Origin of the sequence: Flavobacterium sp. C3NV, assembly GCF_046825355.2 — a bacterium.
Lineage (GTDB): Bacteria > Bacteroidota > Bacteroidia > Flavobacteriales > Flavobacteriaceae > Flavobacterium.
The window spans coordinates 68,762-93,545 of the sequence record NZ_JBKQBJ020000004.1 but is presented as its reverse complement, the minus strand read 5'-3'; the positions used below and the strand labels follow the sequence as shown (position 1 = coordinate 93,545).

Below are 24,784 nucleotides of genomic sequence, written 5' to 3'. Positions count from 1 at the left end.
AGCAGATCGAGCAGATTTTTAATTTTTAATTCTCAATTTTTAATTCTTTTTATTCTTTTTATTCTCTTTTAAAGGTTTTCTTATTGAATGATATAAGTTCCTGCTTCGATTTTATAATTGGCATTGATGATATTACATACCAAAGCCACAACCTGATTAACAGGAAGTTCTTTGAAATAAGCACTGATTTTTAGATTGTTGAGGTTCTTGTTTTCGATCTGGATCGCTACATTATAATTGCGATTGATTGTGGCGATAACTTCCGGCAAAGGAGCATCTTCAAAAACAATGATATTTTTTCGCCATAATGAAATAGAATTCACCGGAATATCTGTAAACGCTTGAATTTTATTATTTTTTGATTTAAAAACCACTTTTTGCCCCGGAGTTACATACACATTCTCTTCGGTTACTGTCGATTTTACATTTACTCTTCCGGTTAAAACCGAAACTTCCTGTGTGGCATGATCCGGATAGGCCTGAACATTAAAACTGGTTCCTAAAACTTTGGTATCCATTTTATCAGTATGAATGATAAAGGGATGTTCTTTATCTTTGGCAACATCAAAAAAAGCTTCTCCGGTGAGATATACTTCGCGTGTTCCGCCTTTAAACTTTATTGGATATTTTAAATGACTTCCTGCATTGAGCCAAATCTGGGTTCCGTCGCTTAATGTTATTTTTGCGTGTTCTCCCAATTTGGTGGCATATTCTTTAGAAATTGTTTTTACAAACGACAGATAAAAGAAGCACGACAATCCCATCAAAAAGATTAGAGAAGCTGCCATTGTCCAGTTTCTGCTATGAAGAAAAATAACGTTGTTTGTTTTTTTAATTTGTCTGATTTCTTTTTTTAGTTGCGAACGATCAGATTGTATTATGATGGCAGGATCTAAAATTTCCTGAGGATGATCGTACCAGTTATTCCATAATTCTTCTCCTTTTTCAGAAGGCTTTCCTTCTAAAAAAAGTTGTACGTCTTGATGTAATTTTTCAGGCATTATAATTTGTTTATCTTTTTAATAGTATGTCTTGGGATTGTTACTTTTAGGTAGGCGCTTAAGGTTACGCTTTTGTTAAGAAAAAGCGTTCACTCCTAATTTTTAGCAAACAATGATCAATTGAATTCGCCCAAATAGTTTCGCATAAATTTTAGCGCATAAGCAATATGATACTTTACGGTTTCCTGCGATACATTCAGTTCTTCAGCGATCTCTTTGTTGGTGTAATGTTTGATGCGGCTTAGAATAAAAACTTCCTTGGATTTTTTAGGCAATAATAAAGTGGCTTTGTCGACGGCTTCCTGAAGTTCCTCATAATAGATAGCATCTTCGGTGGCATTGGTACTATTGTGGTCATTTGTATTTCTGTCGCTAACCTCTTTTATATATTGGTCGGTAGTATTGTGCGATTTGATATAATCTAAAGTCACATAACGAACCGAAGTGTAGATATAAGCTGAGAATTTCTTTTGAATAACCAAAGTCTTCCGACGTTCCCATATAGTGGTAAAAACTTCCTGTACAATTTCTTCAGCAACCGGAACCGATTTCATTCGCATATAAACAAAGCGAACTAACGCATCACGATACCGAAAATACAATTCATCAAACGCTTTGTCTTTGCCTTGTTTCAGTAATTCAACAAGCTGCTCATCTGTAAATCCTTTATACATGATGCAGTATTTTTGTATTATTTGGCAAATGAACGGCGCTTGTTAAAACACCAATTTCGATTATTTTTTTGCTATGTATTCTTAATTTAAAAAATGACATATACTACAAGTGTGTTGTTTATAATATGTCTCCAAAATTAAAACTGAGGGTAGGTCGGCAAGGTTACGTTTACATTAATAAAAATGTCCGGTTATAAAACATTGTATTAACATTTCGTCTCTTAGATGTTATGCGCCAGATATTTGTATGATATCGCTTATTAACTCCATAAAAAAAGGGAACAGTTAAAAAACTATTCCCTTATATAAATTTTTTAAACAAACTTTTAGCAAAGAAGTTTTTGAATTTAAAAATGAATCATTCACGGTTAAATTTTAAAAACCATTCTGTAATTAAAAAAATATTTTAATAATTAAACTCAATTCTTATAATTATTTAAAAAATATAGTAAGTTTGTAAGAGACACGTAATTATAAAAAAGCGATGAGTTTAAAAGATTTATTAGACAATAGTAAAGATAAAAGTCTTTCTGGCCAGAAATGGCATATGCTACGACAATCTATAACGAAACGTTTACTTTCAGGAGGTAATTCTACCATTGCCGAATTAAGTACAGAATTACAATCTAGTGTCCCAACCGTAACCAAAGCTGTCAACGAATTACTGACCGAAGGTTATGTGGTGGATATGGGAAAAATCACTAATAGTGGTGGCCGACGACCTTCCTTATATAGTATCAACCCAACTTGTGCTTATTTTTTGGGTGTTGAGGTGGGTATCAGCAGTATGTCTATTGGGTTACAAAACATCAAAAATGAACTGGTTAGCGTAGAATTGGGCGCATCGTTTATTTTAGAAAACACTCAAAAATCATTATTAAAATTTTGCGAGCTCATCAACTCTTTTATCGAAGACAGTTCTGTAGATAAAAAACTGATTGTGGGTGTTTGTATTAACTTTTCGGGACGTATCAATTCGATGGAAGGCTTTAGTTATAACTATTTCTTTAGCGAAAATCGACCGTTGAACGAAATCATTTCAGAACAATTGGATCTTCCGGTTCATTTAGAAAACGATACGCGTGCCATGGCTTTTGGCGAATATTGCGAAGGCGTTGTCGATGATGAACAAAATATCATTTTTGTCAATTACAGCTGGGGAGTTGCTATCGGGATGATTACTGACGGCAAGTTATATTACGGAAAATCAGGGTATTCAGGAGAATTTGGGCACAGTACCATTTTCAATAATGATATCATGTGCCAATGCGGGAAACTAGGATGTCTTGAAACCGAAATTTCTGGCTGGTCGCTGATCAATCAATTTAAAGAAGCTGTAAAAGAGGGAAAACAATCAAAAGTTACACTTGATGAAAGTTCTTCTACCCTGCAGCATAATGCTATTATTGCCGGAGCCGTAAATCTCGAAGATACTCTTTGTGTCGATCTGGTTACGCAGCAAAGCGAAAAAATGGGACGTTATTTATCTATTTTATTAAATATCTTCAACCCTGATCTACTGGTAATTGGCGGAGATTTCGCACAATTAGGCGACTATGCCTTACTACCTATTCAATCTGCATTAAAAAAATATTCACTGGGTTTAGTCAACCGTGATATGAAACTCAAAAAGTCTGCTTTAGGCCGTCGTGCGGGCGTTATTGGTGCTTGCTGTGTCATCAAAGAAAAGATGTTATTCCCGTTAATTAATAACTAAATTTTCCAACCACTTCTTAATTATTAAAATATTTTAATAACTAATATTGTTATTTTAAAATATTTTATATCTTTACCTCATAATAATAAATTAATTTATTCATAAGATTTTCATAACATTCAAAAGGATTATAAATTTTGACTGTTAAAAGATCGTAATAATGATATCCGGACTTGTAAAATATTCCTAAATACGAAATTGCATTATCATCAAAGAATAGTTTTTATTATTCCCTCAATTTCAAAAAAGAAAATAAAATATAAGATCAGGATGCTGAAGAAAATAGCTTAAAAGAGAATATAAGTTTTATATATAGAGTAAAAAATTAAAGATCAACCCTAAAAAATATCAATAAAAACCATTGCATACAAAATTTGTTTTTTAGTCATAAAAAAGCCAGCGAATGCTTGCAACATTGCTGGCCGGTTCCCCGATAGGAACAATGATTTGAAAATTAATAAACAGACCTTTAACAAAGTTATTATTAACCAAACCATTACAAAAGTATGAAATTATTGCCTAAAAGTAAACCTATCAATTCTAGGTTTACTCCTAAACACGGAAAAGTTATAAAATTGACCTCCACGTTGCTTTTAGTTTTTACCATGCAGCTAGCAACTGCAAAAACAGAAAAAAGTATTGCACTTACATATAACAATGTAAAAAAGAATGACCCTATCCAAAAGAAAGTTACCGGTACCGTTACAAACGAAAAAGGAGAAGCTTTACCTGGTGTAAACATAGTGGCAAAAGGAACGAACTTTAGCGCTCAGACAGATTTTGACGGAAAATTTACTATTGATGTACCGGATAATGCGACTACTTTAATCGTTTCTTATATAGGTCTTCAGGAACAAGAAGTTGCTATAGGAACTGCACCACTTAATATTGTTCTTAAAGAAATAGGACAACAAATGAACGAGGTTATTGTGGTAGGATATGGTTCTCAAAACCGAAGAACTTTAAGTACTGCTGTTTCTAAACTGGACAAAAAAGTATTAGAGAATGTACCTTACTCAAACGTAACACAATCTTTGCAAGGAAACGTAACTGGTTTAGTGGTGAAAACATCTTCTGGTCAGCCCGGAAAAGCTTCGAACATTTTAGTTCGTGGAGGAACTTCTATCGATAATCCTGCCGGAGCGACACCTTTATATATAGTAGATGGTGTGATTCGTACGCAAATTGATGATATTAACTCTCTTGATATTGCTTCGCTTCAGGTTCTTAAAGATGCCGCTGCAACTTCAATCTACGGAGCACGTGCTTCAAATGGTGTTATTATTATTACTACCAATACGGGGAAATCCGGTAAAATGAAAGTTACTTATAGTGTTTCTACTCAAAGCAGCACAATTGGTAAAAAATACAACTTTATGGATGGCGGAGATTACATCAAATTTCAACGTCAGGGTCTTTATAATGCGGCAGAACTGGCCGGACTTTCTACTACAACCGGTATTGCAAGATTGGGTCAGTTAACGGGTGCAACTCCTGCAGGTACGGGAAATAATCTTCAAAACAATACACCTTTTGCTACTTTATTAAAATCTAATTTATCGCCTGAAACTATTAGTACACTTCAGGCAAAAGGCTGGCAGGAATTGCAAGATCCTTTAAATCCTGCTAGTACTATTATGTACAAAAGTACAGACTGGAACGATGTTTTATTTCAGACTGCTATGACGCAAAGCCATACGCTTGGTTTTAGCGGAGGTAATGATACAGGAGTTTTTGATTTAAGTTTAGGATACTTAAAAGGCGATGGCATTACCATATTCACAGGTTATCAAAGGTTTACCAGTAAATTGAATGCTTCACTAAAAATAGCCGATAATTTTACTATTAATGGCCGTATGTTATTTTCTAAATCAAGCAACAATCAGGTGGTGGCCAATAGTGTGGTTTTCAACAGATACTTAGGAAACTCGCCTACTACAAAAATGTATTTAGAAGACGGAACATTGGCTCCGGGTCAAAATAACATTAACGGAAATCCATTGTACCAAATGGGGAAGATGAAGGGAATCAACGAAAACAATAAACTGCAAATGAGCGTTGATGGTGAATTAAGGCTTGCCAAAGATTTTACCTTTACGCCTTCGATGTCGCTTTATAGCGAAAACGAAAATGACAACACTTTTCAACAGGCATTTTTAAGTGGAAGCAGCGGTTTGGTAGACAATACGCGTACTGCAACGAGACTAAGCAATCAGATTTCGCAAGTACAATACGAAGGAGTTTTTGCTTATAAAAAAGACTGGGAAAACATTGGTGATTTTGATGCCAAATTAGGAGTTTCTAAATACGACAGAACCATAAAAGCTTTTAATGCTTCAGGAAAAGGAAGCCCTTCAGATTTAGCACAGACTTTAGACTCATCTCCTATTCCGGTTTCGGTTTACAGCAACAATACAAAATTGGTTTTAAATAGTGTTTTCGGACGTTTAAATTACGATTACAAAAACAGGTATTTTGCAACAGCTTCTTTCCGTTATGATGGTTCATCAAGTTTAGGACCAGATAACAGATATGGTTTCTTTCCGGGAATTTCTGCGGGATGGAACATGCAGGAAGAAAAATTCTGGACGGCTACAATGCCAAAAGTTATTTCTTCGCTTAAACTTAGAGGAAGTTATGGTGTAAATGGTAATTTAGGAACTTTGGGAGATTTTCAGGCCGGAGGTTTATATTCAGGATCAACAAATGGTATCGCCAACAGTTACAACGGACAATCGGCCATTATTAACTCACAAATTGCCAATCCGGGATTAAAATGGGAACAATCTGAAACTATAAATGGTGGTTTCGATTTGGGTTTCAACGAAGACAAAATCAGAATTATTGGGGATTTTTATAACAAACTGACTTCTGATTTATTAACGAACTTAACGCTTCCTTCAAACAGTGGTTTCTCTACGGTTTTAACTAATCTTGGAGGATTAAGAAGTAAAGGTTTCGAATTAGAAATACAGGCAAATTTGTACAATCAAAACGACTGGAAAATTAATGTTGGAGCAAACGTTTCTCATAATACCAACACGATTGAAAAACTTCCATCAAACGGAAATTTAAACAACAGAATTGGCGGAACTGAGATTTTCGATCAAAATAGTGGTACTTATCAATATGTTGGAGGTTTACAGGAAGGACAAAAAATTGGAAATTTCTACGCACACAAACAATTATATATTCTTTCGACTCAGGCAGAAGCCGATGCTTACAACTTAAAAGTTCATGATACTTATGTAACCAAAACAGCTGCCGCAGGTGGTAATCCTGAAGGTAAAAAATTCGCCGGAGATGCTGTATTTGAAGACACGGACAACAATGGTGTAATCGACAGCAGAGACAGAAAGTATATGGGGAATATGTTCCCAACGTTTGTGGGAGGTTTTAATTTTGATGCTTCATACAAAGGATTTTCATTAACCGTAAGAACAGATTACTCTCTGGGAGCTACAATTTACAACGAATCAAGAGCCCGTTTCTTAGGTCAGTTTCAGGGTAACTACGGATTATTGGCAGAAAGCGCACAATCATGGCAAAAAGAAGGTGATATTACAGATGTCCCTCGTTACCGTTGGGCAGATCAAACGAACCAAAACAACTTGTTTAGATCAGAAGCTAGTGGAGCTGCTTACAACACCAATATGTTTCAGGGAAACAGCCGTTACTACGAAAGCGGAGATTACTTGTGTATTAGAGAAATTACCTTTAGTTATAATTTTCCAAAATCATGGGTTGAAAAAGCTAAGTTAGCCTCACTTCGTATGTATGTTACAGGAAGCAACTTATACTATTTCACTAAATACAGCGGATTAAGCCCTGAAGTACAAGGTATCGACGGAGGATCTAGTTTAGGATTATCTGCAGCAGGTTCAACCGGAACCTACCCTGTTCCAAGAAATATTATCCTTGGTTTAAATATCAGTTTGTAAATTTTAATACTAAAATCATGAAAAAGAAATTTCTTCTCTATACACTATTTTTTACTACTCTATCTCTATTCAACTCTTGTCAGGATGATTTAGAACTAACTTCTGATAGTATCATTACATCTGACAGTTTTTGGAAAACAGAAGATGATGCCAAAGCTGGCGTAAACGGAATGTACGTGAACTTTAGAATCCAGACACAGCAAAATTATTATTTGCTGGGCGGAGCCAGAAGTGCCGAAATAACAGGAGGTGTTCAGTCGCCACTAACATTAGCCAATTATTATAACAACCTTCTTACACCACAAAACATCGATGTAGACTGGGCTGGTTTATATACCGTAGTACATTCGGCCAATTTAGTTTTAAAGTATGTACCGCAAATTACGTTTAGTCCAACAACGGTAAATGAGCAAAAACGATACATTGCACAAGCCTATTCAATGCGTGCATTATGTTACTTTATCATGGCACGTTCGTGGGGTGGTGTACCAATTGTTACAGATCCTACTGAAAATGCCAATCAGTCGCAATACATAATTCCGCGTAATAGCATCGAAGAAACATTTGCCTTCATCAAAAAAGATATTGATGCAGCCATTGCCAACTTTCCGGATGCTACAAACAATAAAACGCAGTTGTCGCTTGCATCGATCTACGCTTTAAAAGCGGATGTAAATTTATGGACCGCAAAACAATTAGGCGGAGGAACAGCAGATTTGAATACGGCATTGACAGCCATAAACACAATCCCTGGAACTCCAACTTTATTGCCTAACTTTAAAGATGTTTTTGCTTATGACAAAAAAGCAAATGCTGAGGTAGTTTTCGCCGTGCGTTACTCTCTGGCAGATTTACCATCGAATTTAGCAGACAACTGGAATCAGTTTATGTTTGTGGGGCCAAGTGATTTTGCACCGTTAACTTCTGCAACAGCAACAGCTACTTTTGGAACATTAGGAACCGGAGCTGGAAATGCAGGAATTTCAAGAGTGCAGCCGGACATTACAAGATTTAACTTTGCAGCTACAGATACCAGAAAAGCCGCTACTTATTTAACATTATACAATGGTGCAGTTCCTGTAGTTACAGGTTTGGTAAAATACAACGGAACTGTTGATGGAACGCTGAGACGATTTGTAAGTGATATTATCATTTACCGTTGGGCAGATATTTTATTGATGAAAGCAGAAATCAAAAATGCTTTAGGTCAGGATCCAACTGCAGAGATGAATTTGGTAATGCAAAGAGCAGATCCTTCGGCTTCATTTACAAATGATTCCCCTGCAAATAATGACAATGTGATTTTGAATGAACGTTTGAAAGAATTGGCTTTTGAAGGAAAATCATGGTGGGATTTGGTTCGTTTCAACAAAACAAGCTTAGTGCCATCAATGACAGCAGGCAAAGAAGTTTTGTTTCCTATTTCTCAAAACACGATCAACTTTAATCCAAAAATTGTTCAAAATCCGCTTAGCAAATAATTAGAATTAAAAATTAGACTGGGAATTCAAAAAGTTCCCGGTCTAATACCAAAATACACAAACAACAAAAAAACATACTCATGAAAATTGAACATTTACAAGGTCTTATTTCTGCTCCTTTCACTCCTTTTGACAGCAACGGAAAATTAGACGTAAGCCTGATTCCGCCTTATTATGCATTTCTAAAAAGAAACGGAATCACGGGAGCTTTTATCAACGGATCTACCGGAGAAGGAGTTTCTATTACTTTGGAAGAGAAAAAAGCCGTTGCGCAAGCCTGGGCAGACTGCTCGAATCATGATGCCGATTTTAAAGTAATGGTTTTCCTTGGAGGAACTTGTCTTTCAGATTGTATCGATTTAGCCCAACATGCTTACGAAATTGGTTTGTATGCCGTTTCTTTAACCGGAGCTTTTTACTTTAAACCAAACAATGTTGATACGCTTGCAGAAATTTGTATTAAAGTAGGAGAAAGCGTTCCTAATATGCCTTTCTACTATTACCACATTCCGGTCTTAACAGGCGTAAATGTTGCGATGTATGATTTGGTAAGGGCTTTAGACAATAAACTTCCAAACTTTGCCGGAGTAAAATACACTCACGAAGATTTCATGGATTTCCAAAGTTGTATGAGTTACGAAAACGGAAAATTTGATATGCTTTGGGGACGTGACGAAAATATGTTATCGGCTTTGGTTCTTGGTGCAAAAGGTGCTGTTGGAAGTACTTTCAATTATGCGGCTCCATTATATTATGATTTAATCGATGCTTTCAATAATAATGATTTGGTTAAAGCGCGTAAACTTCAGCAAAAGTCAATTGATATGATTCGTTTCTTAGGTAAATATGGCGGAATCTCTGTAGGGAAAGCGTATATGAAATTGGTTGGTCATGATTTAGGAGAATTTAGATTGCCGGTGAAAAACATGAACGCTGAACAATTTGAATTATTCAAAAAAGATGTTGCAGGTTTAGATTTCGATACTTTCAAATCCAAATAAATCCGTTCGTTTTCTCTAAAACAAACCCATATGAATCAGTCTTTTTCTTCCTTAATCCTTACTATTTTTATTATGTCTGCAACTGTTGGTTTTTCGCAAAAAACAAAGATTACAAATGTCGAATGGAAAAAAGCAGCACAACTGCAAAATGCTGACGGAAGTCTTTCATTGGGTTTTGCCGGTCCGATAAACGGAGTAAGCAATACTGTTTTGATCGTTGCCGGAGGAGCTAATTTTCCGGATAAAATGCCTTGGGAAGGAGGAAAAAAACACTATTCGAATGAAATTCATGTTTTAGAAAAAACGGCAGATGGTTTTCATTGGAACAAAAAAGTGGCAACTACATTACCGGAACCTATTGCATATCCCGGAAATACAACCACAAATAAAGGAATCGTTTATGTAGGCGGAGAAAATGAAAACGGACTTTCGAACAAAGCTTTTATCTTAAATTGGAATGCTGATAAAAATCAAGTAGAAACAAAATCATTACCCGATTTTCCGTTAGCAATTACCAATATCGCGCTTACACATTCAGGAAATATTGTGTATGCCATTGGCGGAGATGAAGCAACACAATCTTCGGATTTAGTTTTTAGTATTGATTTGAATGCCGAAAAACCGGAATGGAAATCGTTGACCAAATTGCCTTTTGCTTTAGCGAATTCAGTTTCAGTAATTCAAAATGATACAATTTATGTTATTGGCGGAAGAACCAAAACGCCTTCAGGAATAAGCGATTTGCACAACACCACTTTGGCTTTCGATCTAAAAAAACAAACCTGGGAAACAAAAGCCAATATTTGTGACGGCAAAGAAACAACCAATTTTTCGGCAGGTGCCGGAGTTGCTGTAGGAAATGAATACATTTTGATTCTTGGCGGAGATAACGGAACTACTTTTCATAAAATAGAAACCTTTTTATCTCAAATTGCAAAAGCCAGTTCTGAAGAAGAAAAAGCGAAACTTATTGCCGAAAAAAATATTTTAAATACAACACATAAAGGTTTTTACAACGCTATTTTACTGTACAACACACTCACAAATAAATGGTCGAAAATAGGCGAATTGCCTTTTCTGGCTCAGGTAACCACAACGGCAACCATCTGGAATGATAAAATAATTTTATCGAATGGAGAAATAAAACCCGGAATTCGTACACCGGATGTTATGTTGGGAACTATTAAATAAAAGATTAAACACGAATTGCACGAATTACCACAAATTAGAAATCCTAATAATCTTTTAATCAGTGGCAAAAATTAGAATAAAATCTGTTTCAATCCGCGTTAATCTGCGTGCAAAAAATTAGACACAGAGAAAAAAATTAAACACAAATTAGCACGAATTAAAATCCTAATAATGTTTTTATCCAATAGCTATCGGGAAATTAAACACATAGAAACATAGATTTAAAATCAAAGTAAAGATGGTTTTTAAAAAAATACATTTTTTTACATAGCACTATGAGTTTTATTTGGAGTGAAACGCCTCTTAACGCTATGCAGACTATGTTCCTATGTGTTTAAAAACTCAGCAGCAAATAATTTAAACTTAACCAAAGAGACCTAACAGGTTTTTAAAACCTGTTAGGTCTGACAAGAATCAAAATATGAAAAACTCTAAATATTATCCCTGGTTAGTCGTAGCGTTACTCTGGATTGTAGCGTTGCTTAACTATATGGATAGACAAATGCTGGCGACCATGAGACCTTCGATGGAAGCTGACATTCCTGAACTGGTATCGGGTGAAAATTTTGGACGTTTAATGGCTATTTTCCTTTGGATTTATGCTTTAATGAGCCCCATTTCCGGTATTATAGCCGATAAATTAAACCGAAAATGGCTGATTATTGGCAGTTTATTTGTTTGGTCTGCGGTTACATATGCCATGGGATATGCCACAAACTACAACCAAATTTACTGGTTACGCGCCATTATGGGAGTGAGTGAAGCCTTGTATATTCCGGCAGGTTTATCTTTAATCGCCGATTATCATCAGCAAAAAACACGTTCGCTTGCCATTGGTATTCACATGACCGGACTTTATGTAGGATCTGCTTTAGGAGGTTTCGGCGCTACAATTGCAGCCAGATTTTCGTGGCATACTACTTTTCATCATTTTGGAATTATCGGAATTGTGTATTCGATTGTGTTGGTTTTCTTTTTATACGAGAAAAAAGTCACTGCCAAAGTTTTTGATCCTGAGTTTAATAAAACCCACGAAAAAGATTCCCTTTTCAAAGGCCTGGCGCTATTGTTTACCAATATTTCGTTTTGGGTAATTTTATTTTATTTCGCTATTATAAGTTTACCGGGCTGGGCAACAAAAAACTGGCTTCCTACCCTGTTCTCGGACAACTTAAATATTTCAATGGATCAGGCCGGGCCTATAGCGACTATTACAATTTCGGTTTCATCCTTAATTGGCGTTATTTTCGGAGGGATTTTATCCGATAAGTGGGTTCAGAAAAATATAAAAGGAAGAGTTTATACCAGCGCCATTGGTCTAAGTTTAACCATTCCCGCCTTAATGCTAATTGGTTTTGGTCATTCCTTATTTCACGTAGTTGGAGCTGTTTTATGTTTTGGTATCGGATACGGAATGTTCGATGCGAATAATATGCCTATCATTTGTCAGTTTGTTTCTTCCAAACATCGGGCAACTGCATATGGTGTCCTTAATATGACTGGTGTTGGCTGCGGAGCGTTGGTTACTTCACTATTAGGCAAATCAGCAGATTCAGGAACTTTAGGTTTTGGTTTTGCTTTAATGGCCGGAGTTGTGTTGCTTGCCTTAATAGTTCAAATTAGTTTTCTGCGTCCTAAAGTCAATGATTTTGCCGATGCATAGGATATAAAGTTCATTCCCCTTTTTTTACAATTTAAGAGTTAGTTGGTTTTTGGTTTTTCAATAAGCCCGGGCGGAGCTATGCGTTCTGCCCAGCTTATTAATCGCCACATTTTTAATAATAGTTCTAAGAAAAATGAGAACAAAAAATCGAAATATTTTCCTGTTGATACTCTTCTTTTCAATGATTTTAAATCTTGAAATGAAAGCGCAGAGTCCAGTAAAAATTGCTTGTATAGGAGATTCCGTAACGGCAGGTTATCTTTTAGCCCATCCGGAAACAGAATCATATCCTTCGCAGCTTCAGGTTTTAATGGGAAATCAATACGAAGTCAGAAATTTTGGACATAGCGGCGCAACGCTTTTAAAGAAAGGAAGTACGCCTTATTTTAAAACGGAAAAATGTGCCCAGGCAATTGCGTATCGTCCTGATATTGCCATTATTCATTTGGGATTAAATGATACGGATCCCAGAAACTGGCCCAATTATAAAGAAGATTTTGATGCCGATTATGCGTGGCTGATTGATACTTTAAAAACACAAAACCCGAAGGTGAAAATTTTCATTTGCCGAATGACACCGATCTTCAATGAACATCCGCGTTTTAAATCAGGAACAAGAGATTGGTTCTGGCAGATTCAGGAACACATTCAAGGAATTGCAAAGGCCAATAATATTGGTTTAATTGATCTTCACGAAAAATTATACCATCGCCCTGATCTTTTTCCTGATGCTTTACATCCAACAAAAGAAGGCGCAACTATTCTTGCACAAACGGTTTACGGCAATATTACACAAGATTTTGGCGGACTGAGATTATCGCCTGTTTTTAGTGATAATATTGTTCTTCAAAGAAACCAGCCCATTGTAATTTACGGAACTGCAAATGGCGGTGAAAAAATAGCTATTACATTTAATAATCAAAAGGAAATTTCGACTGCAAACGAATACGGAAAGTGGAAAGTTATTTTTCCTGCGATGAAATCCGGCGGAACACATCAAATTACAATTTCATCAAAAGAAAAAAATATCGTTTTAAGAAATATCCTAATTGGCGATGTCTGGTTTTGTTCCGGACAATCGAATATGGCATTCCCGCTTCAGAAATCAGAAAACGGAAGGACTGAGGTTAAAAAAGCCATTCACAATACGAATCTTCGATTATTCAATTTTGAAGCCATTGCCGAAACCGATGAAAAAGCCTGGGATTCTGTTACTTTACAAAAAACAAATCAGTTAGAATTCTTCTCCGGAAAATGGAAAATAAGTGATTCTATAAGTGCCAGAGATTTTTCGGCCATAGCCTATTACTTCGGACAAAATATAACACGTGAAGAAAATGTCCCGGTTGGATTAATACAAGTGGCGGTTGGCGGATCTCCCATAGAATCCTGGATCGATAGATATACTTTAGAACATGATGATAAAGTAGTCGATGAATTAACCAACTGGCGAAAATCAGATTTTTTTATGCCGTGGGTAAGATCACGCGCCGATGAAAATTTGAAAAACACCGCCAATCCAAAACAACGACATCCGTACGGACCTTGTTACAATTATGAAGCCGGCGTAACCCATTTTACCGATTTCCCCATAAAAGGAATTATTTGGTATCAGGGCGAAAGCAACGCACATAACATCGAATTATACGAACATTTAATGCCAGTCCTGGTTGGTAGCTGGCGCAAAGCCTGGGGAACTTCCCTACCCTTTTATTATGTTCAATTGTCAGGAACAGATCGTCCGACCTGGCCGTCCTTTAGAGATGCACAAACCAAAATCCAGAAAAATATCGCACATAGCGGCATGGCGATTAGTATGGATTATGGTGATGCTACAAATGTACATCCTATTCAAAAAAAGCAGGTTGGAGATCGTCTGGCGCTTTTGGCCTTAAAATTTACCTACGGAAAAAATATCACCGCAACCGGACCATCGGCACAAAAAGCAACACAAAAAGGAGATGCAATTATAGTTTCTTTTTCGAATACCAAACAGTTATCGACAGCCAATAAGAAGGATTTAATTGGTTTTGAATTGGTCACTGAAAAAGGAATCCGGATCGAATGCAAAGCAACTATTATCAAAAATGAAGTTTCAATAAATATTCCGAAAGGCGAAAAGATAAAAACAGTTTTATATGCCTGGAAACCTTATACAACAGCCAATCTGGTAAATGAAGCGAATTTGCCTTGTTCGACTTTTCAATTGGATTTAGATAGAGAAAGATGAAAGAAGCAAGATGTGAGAGGCAAGATTTGAGAGGAAAGAAGCAAGAAATAAAATTTGTGTGATCTGCGAGCAAAAAAATAAAACACCAATTTCACGAATTAGCACGAATTAAAATCATGATAATCTTTTTATCCTAATAACTATCGGGAGTGGCAAAAAAAATTAAACACATAGAAACATAGACTTCAATCTAAAAAAAGAGAATTAAAGAAAATACATTTTTTCACATAGCGCTATGAGATTTATTTTAAGTGAAACGCCTTTCCAAGTTTTATAAACTATGTCTCTATGTGTTTAAAAATTATACACAACAAATACGAAATCAACACTTGGTAAATACAAAAACCAAGTCTAAAAAACATATATCAAATGAGTTATTCTAATACTGATCTAATACAATTAAAAGATTTTTATCAGCACCAATTATTACAGGACACGGTACCATTTTGGTTTCCACAATCTATCGACACCGTTCACGGCGGTTATTTGTTAATGCGCGGACAAAATGGCGATTTAATCGACGATGATAAATCGGTTTGGTTTCAGGGGCGAACTGCGTGGTTACTATCGACACTTTATAATACTGTCGAACCCAAACAAGAATGGCTGGACGGTGCCAAATCCGGAATAGATTTTATCAATCAGCATTGTTTTGATACCGATGGAAGAATGTTTTTTCACGTCACACGCGAAGGAAACCCGATTCGTAAACGTCGTTATTATTTTTCTGAAACCTTTGCCGTGATTGCGATGAGCGCTTACGCAAAAGCAAGCGGAGACGAAAAAATTGCAGAACAGGCACGTCATTTATTTGGAGAATGCATAAAATACTCCAGCACTCCGGGATTATTAGAACCAAAATATACGGGAGAACGCCCGTCGAAAGGAATTGGATCGCCAATGATTATGATCAATACGGCACAACAAATACGAGAAACAATTGGAGATCCGCGTTGCGACGAATGGATCACTAAATGGATTGCCGAAATCGAAAATGATTTTGTAAAGCACGACATCAAATGTGTGATGGAGCAAGTGGCTCCGGATGGTTCTATCATCGATCATATTGATGGCAGAACATTAAATCCGGGTCACGCTATCGAAGGCGCGTGGTTTATTTTGCACGAAGCAAAACATCGAAATAATGATCCGCATTTAATCGAATTGGGCTGTAAAATGCTCGATTATATGTGGGAACGCGGCTGGGACAAAGAACATGGCGGCATTTTATATTTCTGTGATGTTTACGGCAAACCCGTTCAGGAATATTGGCAGGATATGAAATTTTGGTGGCCTCATAACGAAGTGATTATTGCCACATTATTAGCCTACACAATGACGGGCGATGAAAAATATGCAAAATGGCATAAAATGATTCATGATTATGCGTACAGTAAATTTCATGATAAAGAAAACGGAGAATGGTTTGGGTATTTGCACAGAGACGGAACTGTGGCTCAAACGGCTAAAGGAAATCTTTATAAAGGGCCTTTTCATTTGCCGCGACAGGAATGGTATTGCACACAAATATTAAACGAATATCTAGAAAAAACAATCAAATATGAAAATCAAAGTTTGTAAATCAATCTGCAGTTAGGCACAACAGGTTGGTAGAAAACAAAAAATGGCCACAACAACCCCGTGCTGTAGGTACGCAACAAAACGTATTCTTGCGTACCTACGGCACGCTTTGGGATCTTTAATCTAATTTTTTTCTACCAACCTGTTGTACCTAACGGCACAATAAATGACATAATGCTGTGAGAAAATCATAATCGATATTTTGAGTTTTTCGAAACAATATATCGGTAGAAAAATATGATTGCATGAATGTGCCGTTAGGCACAACAGGTCGGTAGAAAAAAATTGTGTTCAATTTATGTATTGTGCCGTTAGGTACAACAGGTTGGTAAAAAACAAAAAATGGCCACAACAACCGCGTGCCGTAGGTACGCAAGAATACGTTTTGTTGCATACCTACGGCATGCTACCAACCTGTTGTACCTAACGGTACAATATTACATGTTTTCACAAAAACCTGTTTTCCATCAAGTCGTTCGTTATTAAACCTTATGCTTATTAACCAATTTTAACCAAAATAAAAACTATGAAAAATTTATTACGCTTATTTTGTTCGTGTTTTATGTGTTTATACGGTAGTAATATCCAGGCACAAAGTGGTAAGGTTTTGAACCTCGATGGAATTTCAACTTTTATGACAGTCGCAGATCATCCTGATTTGGACTTCGGCGCAAGCCAAAACAAGACCATTACCTGTTGGATCAAAACAACGACTTCGACAGGAACACCTCGAATTTTTGCCAAAAGAAATGGCGCTTCAGGAAACGGCTACGAATTTTGGACAGGAAACGGAACCAATGCCGGAAAATTTGCCATGAACATGAGCGGAACCGGAACACCCAACAATATTAGTACCGCAGGATATTCGGCCAACTCTATTGCTGACGGAACATGGCATCATATTGCTTTGGTAATCGATGCGTCGAGCAATCGAACGATGTACGGTTATGTAGATGGCGTTTTAGCCAATACAGGAAAAACCTTTACCTCTGTTACTTCAGATTTTTCGAATGCTTTAAATTTTGTGATTGGAGCAACTTCTGACGCTGGAAACAGTTACAAATGGGCAGGCCAAGTTGATAATGTTCGGGTTTGGAATAAAGCTATGACGGCACTTGAATTACAGGAAGATATGACTGCCGTTGTCAATGCGCCCGCAACTAATCTTCTTGCAGCATGGAATTTTGAAAACATAAGCGGAACTTCTGTTCCTGATGTTTCGGGCAATAACCATCCCGGAACTTTGGTGGGATCTCCAACAACATCAAATGCATTTCCTATGATTTTATCTTTAGATGGTATAAATGATTATATGTCGGTCGTGAATCATGCTGATTTTAATTTAGCAGCAGGTCAAAGTCTGACCATCACTTGTAAAATTAAAACCTCAGATTTTGGCAAACGTATTTTAAGCAAACGTCCCGGAGGTGCGGGAATTGGTTACGAATTTATCAATAATACATCAGCAGGCGGCGGACAATTTGGTGTTAATTTAACCACAAGCGCCGGAGCTGCGGGACCTCCATACGGAACTTCGAATATTGCCAACAATATTTGGCATCATTTGGCCATGGTGGTTGACGTTGCTTCAACCAGTTGCAAAATCTATGTTGATGGTGTTTTACAGCAAACCAAAACGACAGCAAATATTGGCGGAACCAATACGGTTTCGAATACCGGAGATGTATTATTTGGAACACTCAGCAATTTTGCATCGTATATGAATGCACAATTAGATGATATTCGTTTTTGGAATAAAGCCATGACAGCCGCAGAAATCGTAACCGATAAAACGGCCATTGTAACCGGACCGCAAACCAACTTAATTGCTGCGTGGGATTTTGAAAACGTAATTGGCACAACCGTTCCCGACATTTCAGGAAATAACCATCCGGGAATATTAAACAACGGAGCGATGGTAATTGCGCAAACCAACGAAATGCAGATCAATTCGGTTTCATTGGTGCAAACCGAATTACCAACCGGAATTGGCGATACCAACCAAAGAATTATTGCCGTAAAAGCTTCTGTGAGTGGTACTATAAATCCGCTTACAGTAAGTGCACTAAAATTTACGATGGCAGGAACTACAAATGTTTCTGATGTTACCAATATCAAAATTTACTCTAGCGGAAGTACTGCAATTTTCAATCCTGCAACCGCAACTTTATTTGGAAATGTTGCTCCGTCAAGCGGAAATCTTGTTGTAAACGGTTCAAAGTCATTAGTAAACGGAGACAATTATTTTTGGATTACTTATGATATTTCGGCTTCCGCCAATGAAGGAAATTTATTAGATGCCACTTGCGAATCTATTGTTGCAAACGGAATCACTTACAATACAACATCCAATACGGTTACCGGAAATCGAGTTATTTTATTGGCCAATACTTTGCTTTTTACTCCCGGAGATGCGGGTTCTGCAAGCTATCGTATTCCGGCCATTATCACTGCTGCCGATGGTTCATTGGTAACGGTAACGGATAAAAGATGGAACGGTGCCGGAGATTTAGCCGCTAAAATAGATCCTGTTGTTCGCCGTAGTACAGATAACGGAAAAACATGGTCGGCACCATTGACGATTGCCAATTTTGGTGCTGCCACAGGAGCGGGCGATGCAGCTTTGGTTTTGGATAAAACTACCGGAGAACTATTATGTATCGTTTCGGCTGAAAAAGGATTTTTTGCTTCTACAAATTCGGCGCCAGCCAAAGTTTTGGTCATTCGTAGTACGGATAACGGAATAACATGGGGAACTCCCGTAGATATTACAAGTCAGATTTATGGTCCAAATCCAGGTTGGAAAGGATTATTTGTGGCTTCAGGAAGAGCGCACCAATTGCGTGACGGAAAAATTGTAGCGGCAATTGCCGTACGAGAAAATGTTTCAGGAACCGAGCGTATTTGCAATTATATGATTACTAGTGCCGATCACGGAGTAACATGGACAACATCGACCGGAAGAGCAGAAATAGATGGCGATGAAGCCAAAGTTGTAGAATTAAATAACGGGAATATCATGATGAGTATTCGTAACCCGGGAACACGCCGTTTTAATGTTTCTACCAATAAAGGCGCAACATGGGGAACGGCTTACAATCAGGCAAGTATTACAGACCCTAATTGCGATGGCGATTTTATTCGCTACACTTCTACCCTTGATGGTTATGATAAAAATAGGTTATTGCATTCGATTCCGTTTTCAGGAAGCCGAAAAAATGTGAGCGTACAATTGAGTACGGATGAAGGAACAAGCTGGGGAGCACCAAAAACGATTTTCGCAGGAGCTTCGGCGTATTCGAGTTTAACCATATTGCCTGATGGAACAATCGGAATTTATTATGAAAACGGAGAAAGCTCGACTTATCAAATGTATTTTGTTCGTTTTAGTTTGAACTGGTTAACAAATGGTGCAGATAGTTTTGTACCTGCTGATACTCCTTCGTTAAGCAAGAAAACACAGGAAAAAGCAGCGACCGATGAAGAAAAATTTAGTATTGATGTAAATCCTAATCCAATTGATGATATTTTTACTGTGAAAATTAATAATGCTAAAGGAAAAGTAAATATTCAAATATTTGATTTATCCGGTAAAATAATCCGAACTGAAACTTTAAATACTAATGAAACACAAGCGACTTTTTCATTAGGAAATCAAACTCAGGGAATTTATCTTTTAAATATAAATGACACCAATTCTACTATTAGCAATAAAATAATTAAAAAATAAAAAAAAGAGCCATCGGCTCGACTTATATTGTAGGGCTGGATTTTAATCCGGTTTAAATAAATAAAAATGAAAAAATGAAACAGGCGATTATCAATACGACCGTGCACACTGGGGATGAAATCATTACCAACGGAGTCATTATTATCGAAAACGGAACTATTCTTTCCGTTCAAAAAGAAATTCCAAATGACATTGAAACGATTGATTTACAAGGAAAACATATTGCGGCCGGCTTTATCGATATTCAGATCAACGGCGGAGAGAAGCTTTATTTTAGCCAGACTCCTACCGAAGAAACAATTCAGGATATTTATGATGCAAGTTTAAAATACGGAACGACTCAGGTACTTCCGTGTTTGATTTCCTCTTCGCACGAAACTATTCTTCAGGGAATTGAAGCCGTTCGTAATTACATGCAAAAGCACGATAATGGCGTAATCGGGATGCATTTGGAAGGTCCGTTTCTGAATCCGTTAAAACGTGGCGCACATAGTATTGATCAGGTTCGCAAGCCTACGAATGCGGAACTTGAAGAAATTATCAGATTGGGGAAAGGCGTGATCAAAGTCATCACGATTGCACCGGAATGTTTTACAGACGAACAACTGAATATGTTGCTCGAAAGCGATATTCAAATCTCGATTGGACATTCGACTGTTACACATAAAGAAGCTCAGGTTTATTTTTCGAAAGGCATAAAACTTGTCACACATTTATTTAATGCCATGACGCAATTTGGACATCGTGAACCGGGCTTGGTTGGTGCTACTTTTGAAAATGAAAATGTATACGCTCCTGTAATTCTTGATGGCGCACATTGCGATTATGCTGCAGCAAAAGTGGCATACAAACTCAAACAGGACAAATTCTTTTTGATTAGTGACGCTACCTTTTTAGGCCGAAAAGTTGAAAACTTCAAATGGGATAATTTTGATGCACATCTTGACAATGGTTTTTACAGAAACGACGACGGAAATTTAGCCGGAGCTACAATATCGATGCTTGAAGCGGTTCAAAACGCCTATAATCATTTGGATGTTTCAGCAGATGAAGCGATCAAAATGGCTACTTCGCGCGTTGCCAGTGCGATTGGTTTAGAAGATCAATTCGGAAAAATAAAAGCGGGTTTTCCTGCCAGTTTTGTACAATTTAATGATGATTTATCTGAAATAGAAACGTTGAATTTTCTAAAACATTTATAATTATTTCGTAAAATGATCAAAGAAAAAATGCTCCCGATTACCGATAAAATCAAAGAATTTAAAATCATTATTGCCGGAATATTGTTTGCCTTTTTATGGGCATCTGCATCTACGGCAACCAAAATTGGATTGCATGCCGCGCAGCCTTTTGTGATTTCTATTTTCAGGTTTTTAATAGCCGGGAGCATTATGCTTATTCTTTCACATATTATAATGGCAAAACGATTTCCACAAAAAAAGGAATGGGTTCAAATTAGTATTTATGGTTTGTTCAACATTACTTTTTATCTGGGATTGTATGTCATTGCCATGCAAAAAGTATCTGCCGGTTTGGGAAGTCTGGCTGTAGCCACTAATCCTGTTTTTATTGTTTTGATCTCAGCTGTTTGGTTATCGCATAAAATCAAATTCAAAAACATACTTAGTCTGATTCTTTGTTTTATTGGAGTATTTCTAGCGGCATATCCTTTATTACAAAACAGTTTTGCAACCCCCGGCGGTATACTTATTTTGGTTACCAGCATGATTGCTTATTCATTAGGAACGATTTATTATTCAAGACAAAACTGGAACGGATTGCACATTCTTACCATCAATGGGTGGCAAACCATTATTGGCGCGGTGTTTCTGCTTCCGGTTTTATTTTTAACGTATGAATCTGATCAGAATGTTTTTAACCACGATTTTTGGTTCTCGACTTCCTGGCTGGCGATTGCGGTTTCTATTGGTGCAGTTCAGTTTTGGTTGTATTTATTAAAAAACAATCCTATAAAAGCTTCGTACTGGCTTTTTTTGTGCCCGATATTCGGATTTTTGATTGCCTACTTTATGGTCGATGAGCCACTTACTTTGTATACTCTTTTTGGAGTTCTATTTGTCATCATCGGATTGTATACTACGCTTTCTTCTGATAAAAAGAATCATTAAACAATAAAAAGAGTATTAACGATGAGCTCCGGCGGAGCGTAATATTTATAGCCAATTATCACCTCTCATCAAAGCTCCGGAGGAGCGTAATATATATCAGGTATTATATCCTGCCAAGATTTCTATTATAATTTGATTATGAAAATATGTCACCCCGATGGGGTTCATTCAATACGGAACTTAATTCTATAAATATGACGTCCCTATGGGACTGGCAGGATTATGAATAATCAAATCAGAACAAGAAAAACGTATTTCAAAACCGAATGCTATTCTAAATAATCAAATGTATTAATACTAGTAAAATGCCTTTACACATGAAGAAAACTACGTTTCTATGTGTTTAATAATGATTCATTAACAAATTAAAATAACCAAATAAAATTAATAAAAATGGAAACTGATTTAGCAACCAAACCTGATATCAGCTATAAAAGTGCGGGGAAATTTGAAGAAACCAGATTTGAGAAAATTCATAATGAAATCTTCAAAAATTCAGCAGAAGCTTCTATAATTGTAGCGCAGGAAATTGCGCAATTAATTAGATCTAAACAAGAAAAAGGAAAATCTTGTGTATTAGGTTTAGCAACAGGTTCTTCTCCTATAAAAGTTTACGAAGAATTAGTGAGAATGCACAAAGAGGAAGGTCTGAGCTTTAGCAACGTAATCACTTTCAATCTGGATGAATATTATCCAATGACCAAAGAGAACAATCAGAGCTATCATTATTTCATGCATCAGCATCTTTTTAATCATATTGACATCAAACCAGAGAATGTTAATATTCCTGACGGAACGGTACATATTGATGAATTAAACCAATATTGTATTGATTATGAAATGAATATTAAAAATGCAGGAGGTCTTGATTTTCAATTATTAGGAATTGGGCGTACAGGTCACGTAGGTTTCAACGAACCGGGATCGCACATCAATTCAGGAACCAGAATTATTACACTGGATCATATTACAAGAGTAGACGCCTCATCAGATTTTAATGGTATTGATAACGTTCCAAAACGTGCTATTACTATGGGAGTTTCTACCATTATGAGATCAAAAAGAATCGTACTAATGGCTTGGGGACAAAACAAAGCCGATATTATCAAGAGAACCATTCAGGGAGATATCAGTTCAGAAGTTCCTGCTACATTTTTACAAAATCATGCTAATGCAACTTTTGTATTAGACCAGTCTGCAGCCTCAGAATTAACGCGTTTCAAAACGCCTTGGTTAGTAGGAGAATGCATTTGGAATCAGGAATTAAAAAGCAAGGCGATTGTTTGGTTGTGCCAAAAAACAAAACAATCGATATTAAAATTAACAGACCGCGATTACAACAATAACGGAATGTCTGATTTATTGGCGCAGGAAGGTTCTGCTTATGATTTGAACATCAATATGTTCAACGTCTTGCAGCATACCATCACAGGATGGCCGGGTGGAAAACCCACTACTGATGATTCGCATCGTCCGGAAAGAGCCAATCCAGCAAAAAAACGAGTGATTCTTTTTAGCCCACATCCGGATGATGATGTGATTTCTATGGGAGGAACTTTTTCAAAATTGATAAAACAAGGTCACGATGTACACGTAGTGTATCAAACCTCTGGAAATATAGCTGTTACAGACGACGAAGCATTGAAATTTGCTGAGGTTGCCAAAGATTTTATTGGTGAAGCCGGCAGCGGAATCAACTTCAAATCTATAATTGAATTCTTAAACAGCAAATCAGAAAACGAGATCGATTCTCTTGAAGTTCGAAAATTAAAAGGATTGATCCGAAGAAGAGAATCTTATGCGGCCACAAGATATATTGGTTTAAAAGATGAGAATACACACTTTTTAGATCTTCCGTTTTACGAAACAGGACAAGTAAAAAAGAATCCGTTAGGAGCAGAAGATATTGCCATTGTAAAAGATATTATCACCAAAATAAAACCACATCAGGTATTTGCAGCAGGAGATTTGGCAGACCCCCACGGAACGCATGAAGTTTGTCTTAATGCAATTTTTGCCGCCATGAAACAATTAAAACCAGAAAAATACATGGATGATTGCTGGTTATGGTTGTACAGAGGCGCCTGGCACGAATGGGATATTCATGAAATTGATATGGCCGTTCCGCTTTCTCCATCAGAAGTATTATTAAAACGTCATGCGATTTTATACCACCAATCTCAAAAAGACAGGGTGATGTTTCAAGGAAATGACTCGAGAGAATTCTGGGTAAGAGCCGAAGACCGTAACAAAAACACTGCTATTTTATACGATGATTTAGGATTGGCAGAATACGAAGCAATCGAAGCTTTTAAACGTTTTGATTATTAAAGCCAATTAAGATGTTCAAAAAAAATCGTTGAGTGTAATGATTAAATCTATAGTTCCGAATTTTCAGGTTTATAGAATTAATTGCCATAAAAATCAAAATCAAAACATTTTTAA

Annotated in this window: 14 protein-coding genes; 12 read left to right on the top strand and 2 right to left on the bottom strand. The window is 36.7% G+C overall.

Translation table 11 applies throughout. The features are described 5' to 3' along the window. Positions 1-80: 80 nt before the first annotated feature. Complete coding sequence (locus tag ACIDC4_RS07355) at positions 81-1,001, bottom strand: FecR family protein (protein ID WP_412042618.1); 921 nt, start codon at positions 999-1,001, stop codon at positions 81-83. 116 nt (positions 1,002-1,117) lie between these two features. Next, positions 1,118-1,675, bottom strand: coding sequence for an RNA polymerase sigma-70 factor (locus tag ACIDC4_RS07350; protein ID WP_412042619.1), 558 nt, complete (start codon positions 1,673-1,675; stop codon positions 1,118-1,120). A gap of 484 nt (positions 1,676-2,159) precedes the next feature. On the opposite strand from ACIDC4_RS07350, the gene ACIDC4_RS07345 reads away from it, so the two are divergent. From ACIDC4_RS07345 to nagB, 12 genes are all read left to right on the top strand, one after another. Further along, positions 2,160-3,392 carry an ROK family transcriptional regulator gene (locus ACIDC4_RS07345; protein WP_230040389.1) on the top strand — a complete coding sequence of 411 codons (1,233 nt, stop codon included), beginning with the start codon at positions 2,160-2,162 and terminating at the stop codon, positions 3,390-3,392. A gap of 506 nt (positions 3,393-3,898) precedes the next feature. Continuing rightward, positions 3,899-7,333 carry a SusC/RagA family TonB-linked outer membrane protein gene (locus ACIDC4_RS07340; protein WP_488381133.1) on the top strand — a complete coding sequence of 1,145 codons (3,435 nt, stop codon included), beginning with the start codon at positions 3,899-3,901 and terminating at the stop codon, positions 7,331-7,333. A 17-nt stretch (positions 7,334-7,350) separates the two neighbouring features. Further along, on the top strand, positions 7,351-8,814 hold the full coding sequence (locus tag ACIDC4_RS07335) for a RagB/SusD family nutrient uptake outer membrane protein (RefSeq protein ID WP_230040391.1): 1,464 nt from the start codon (positions 7,351-7,353) through the stop codon (positions 8,812-8,814). Between the two features lie 80 nt (positions 8,815-8,894). After that, entirely contained in the window at positions 8,895-9,815 is a 921-nt protein-coding gene (locus ACIDC4_RS07330; RefSeq protein WP_412042621.1) for a dihydrodipicolinate synthase family protein, read from the top strand. Positions 9,816-9,845: 30 nt separating this feature from the next. Beyond that, positions 9,846-11,006, top strand: coding sequence for a galactose oxidase (locus ACIDC4_RS07325; RefSeq protein ID WP_412042622.1), 1,161 nt, complete (start codon positions 9,846-9,848; stop codon positions 11,004-11,006). A 421-nt stretch (positions 11,007-11,427) separates the two neighbouring features. After that, positions 11,428-12,669, top strand: a complete 1,242-nt coding sequence (locus tag ACIDC4_RS07320) for an MFS transporter (protein ID WP_412042623.1) — start codon at positions 11,428-11,430, stop codon at positions 12,667-12,669. A gap of 199 nt (positions 12,670-12,868) precedes the next feature. Next, positions 12,869-14,899, top strand: coding sequence for a GDSL-type esterase/lipase family protein (locus ACIDC4_RS07315; protein ID WP_412042624.1), 2,031 nt, complete (start codon positions 12,869-12,871; stop codon positions 14,897-14,899). A gap of 369 nt (positions 14,900-15,268) precedes the next feature. Beyond that, positions 15,269-16,480 carry an AGE family epimerase/isomerase gene (locus tag ACIDC4_RS07310; RefSeq protein ID WP_412042625.1) on the top strand — a complete coding sequence of 404 codons (1,212 nt, stop codon included), beginning with the start codon at positions 15,269-15,271 and terminating at the stop codon, positions 16,478-16,480. Positions 16,481-17,006: 526 nt separating this feature from the next. Further along, complete coding sequence (locus ACIDC4_RS07305; protein WP_412042626.1) at positions 17,007-20,210, top strand: LamG-like jellyroll fold domain-containing protein; 3,204 nt, start codon at positions 17,007-17,009, stop codon at positions 20,208-20,210. A gap of 74 nt (positions 20,211-20,284) precedes the next feature. Beyond that, positions 20,285-21,412, top strand: a complete 1,128-nt coding sequence (nagA, locus tag ACIDC4_RS07300; RefSeq protein WP_412042627.1) for an N-acetylglucosamine-6-phosphate deacetylase — start codon at positions 20,285-20,287, stop codon at positions 21,410-21,412. A gap of 12 nt (positions 21,413-21,424) precedes the next feature. Then, the gene (locus tag ACIDC4_RS07295; protein WP_412042628.1) at positions 21,425-22,339 is read left to right on the top strand and encodes a DMT family transporter; all 915 of its coding nucleotides are present in this window, start codon (positions 21,425-21,427) and stop codon (positions 22,337-22,339) included. Between the two features lie 393 nt (positions 22,340-22,732). Next, positions 22,733-24,670 carry a glucosamine-6-phosphate deaminase gene (nagB, locus tag ACIDC4_RS07290; protein WP_412042629.1) on the top strand — a complete coding sequence of 646 codons (1,938 nt, stop codon included), beginning with the start codon at positions 22,733-22,735 and terminating at the stop codon, positions 24,668-24,670. Positions 24,671-24,784 lie beyond the last annotated feature (114 nt).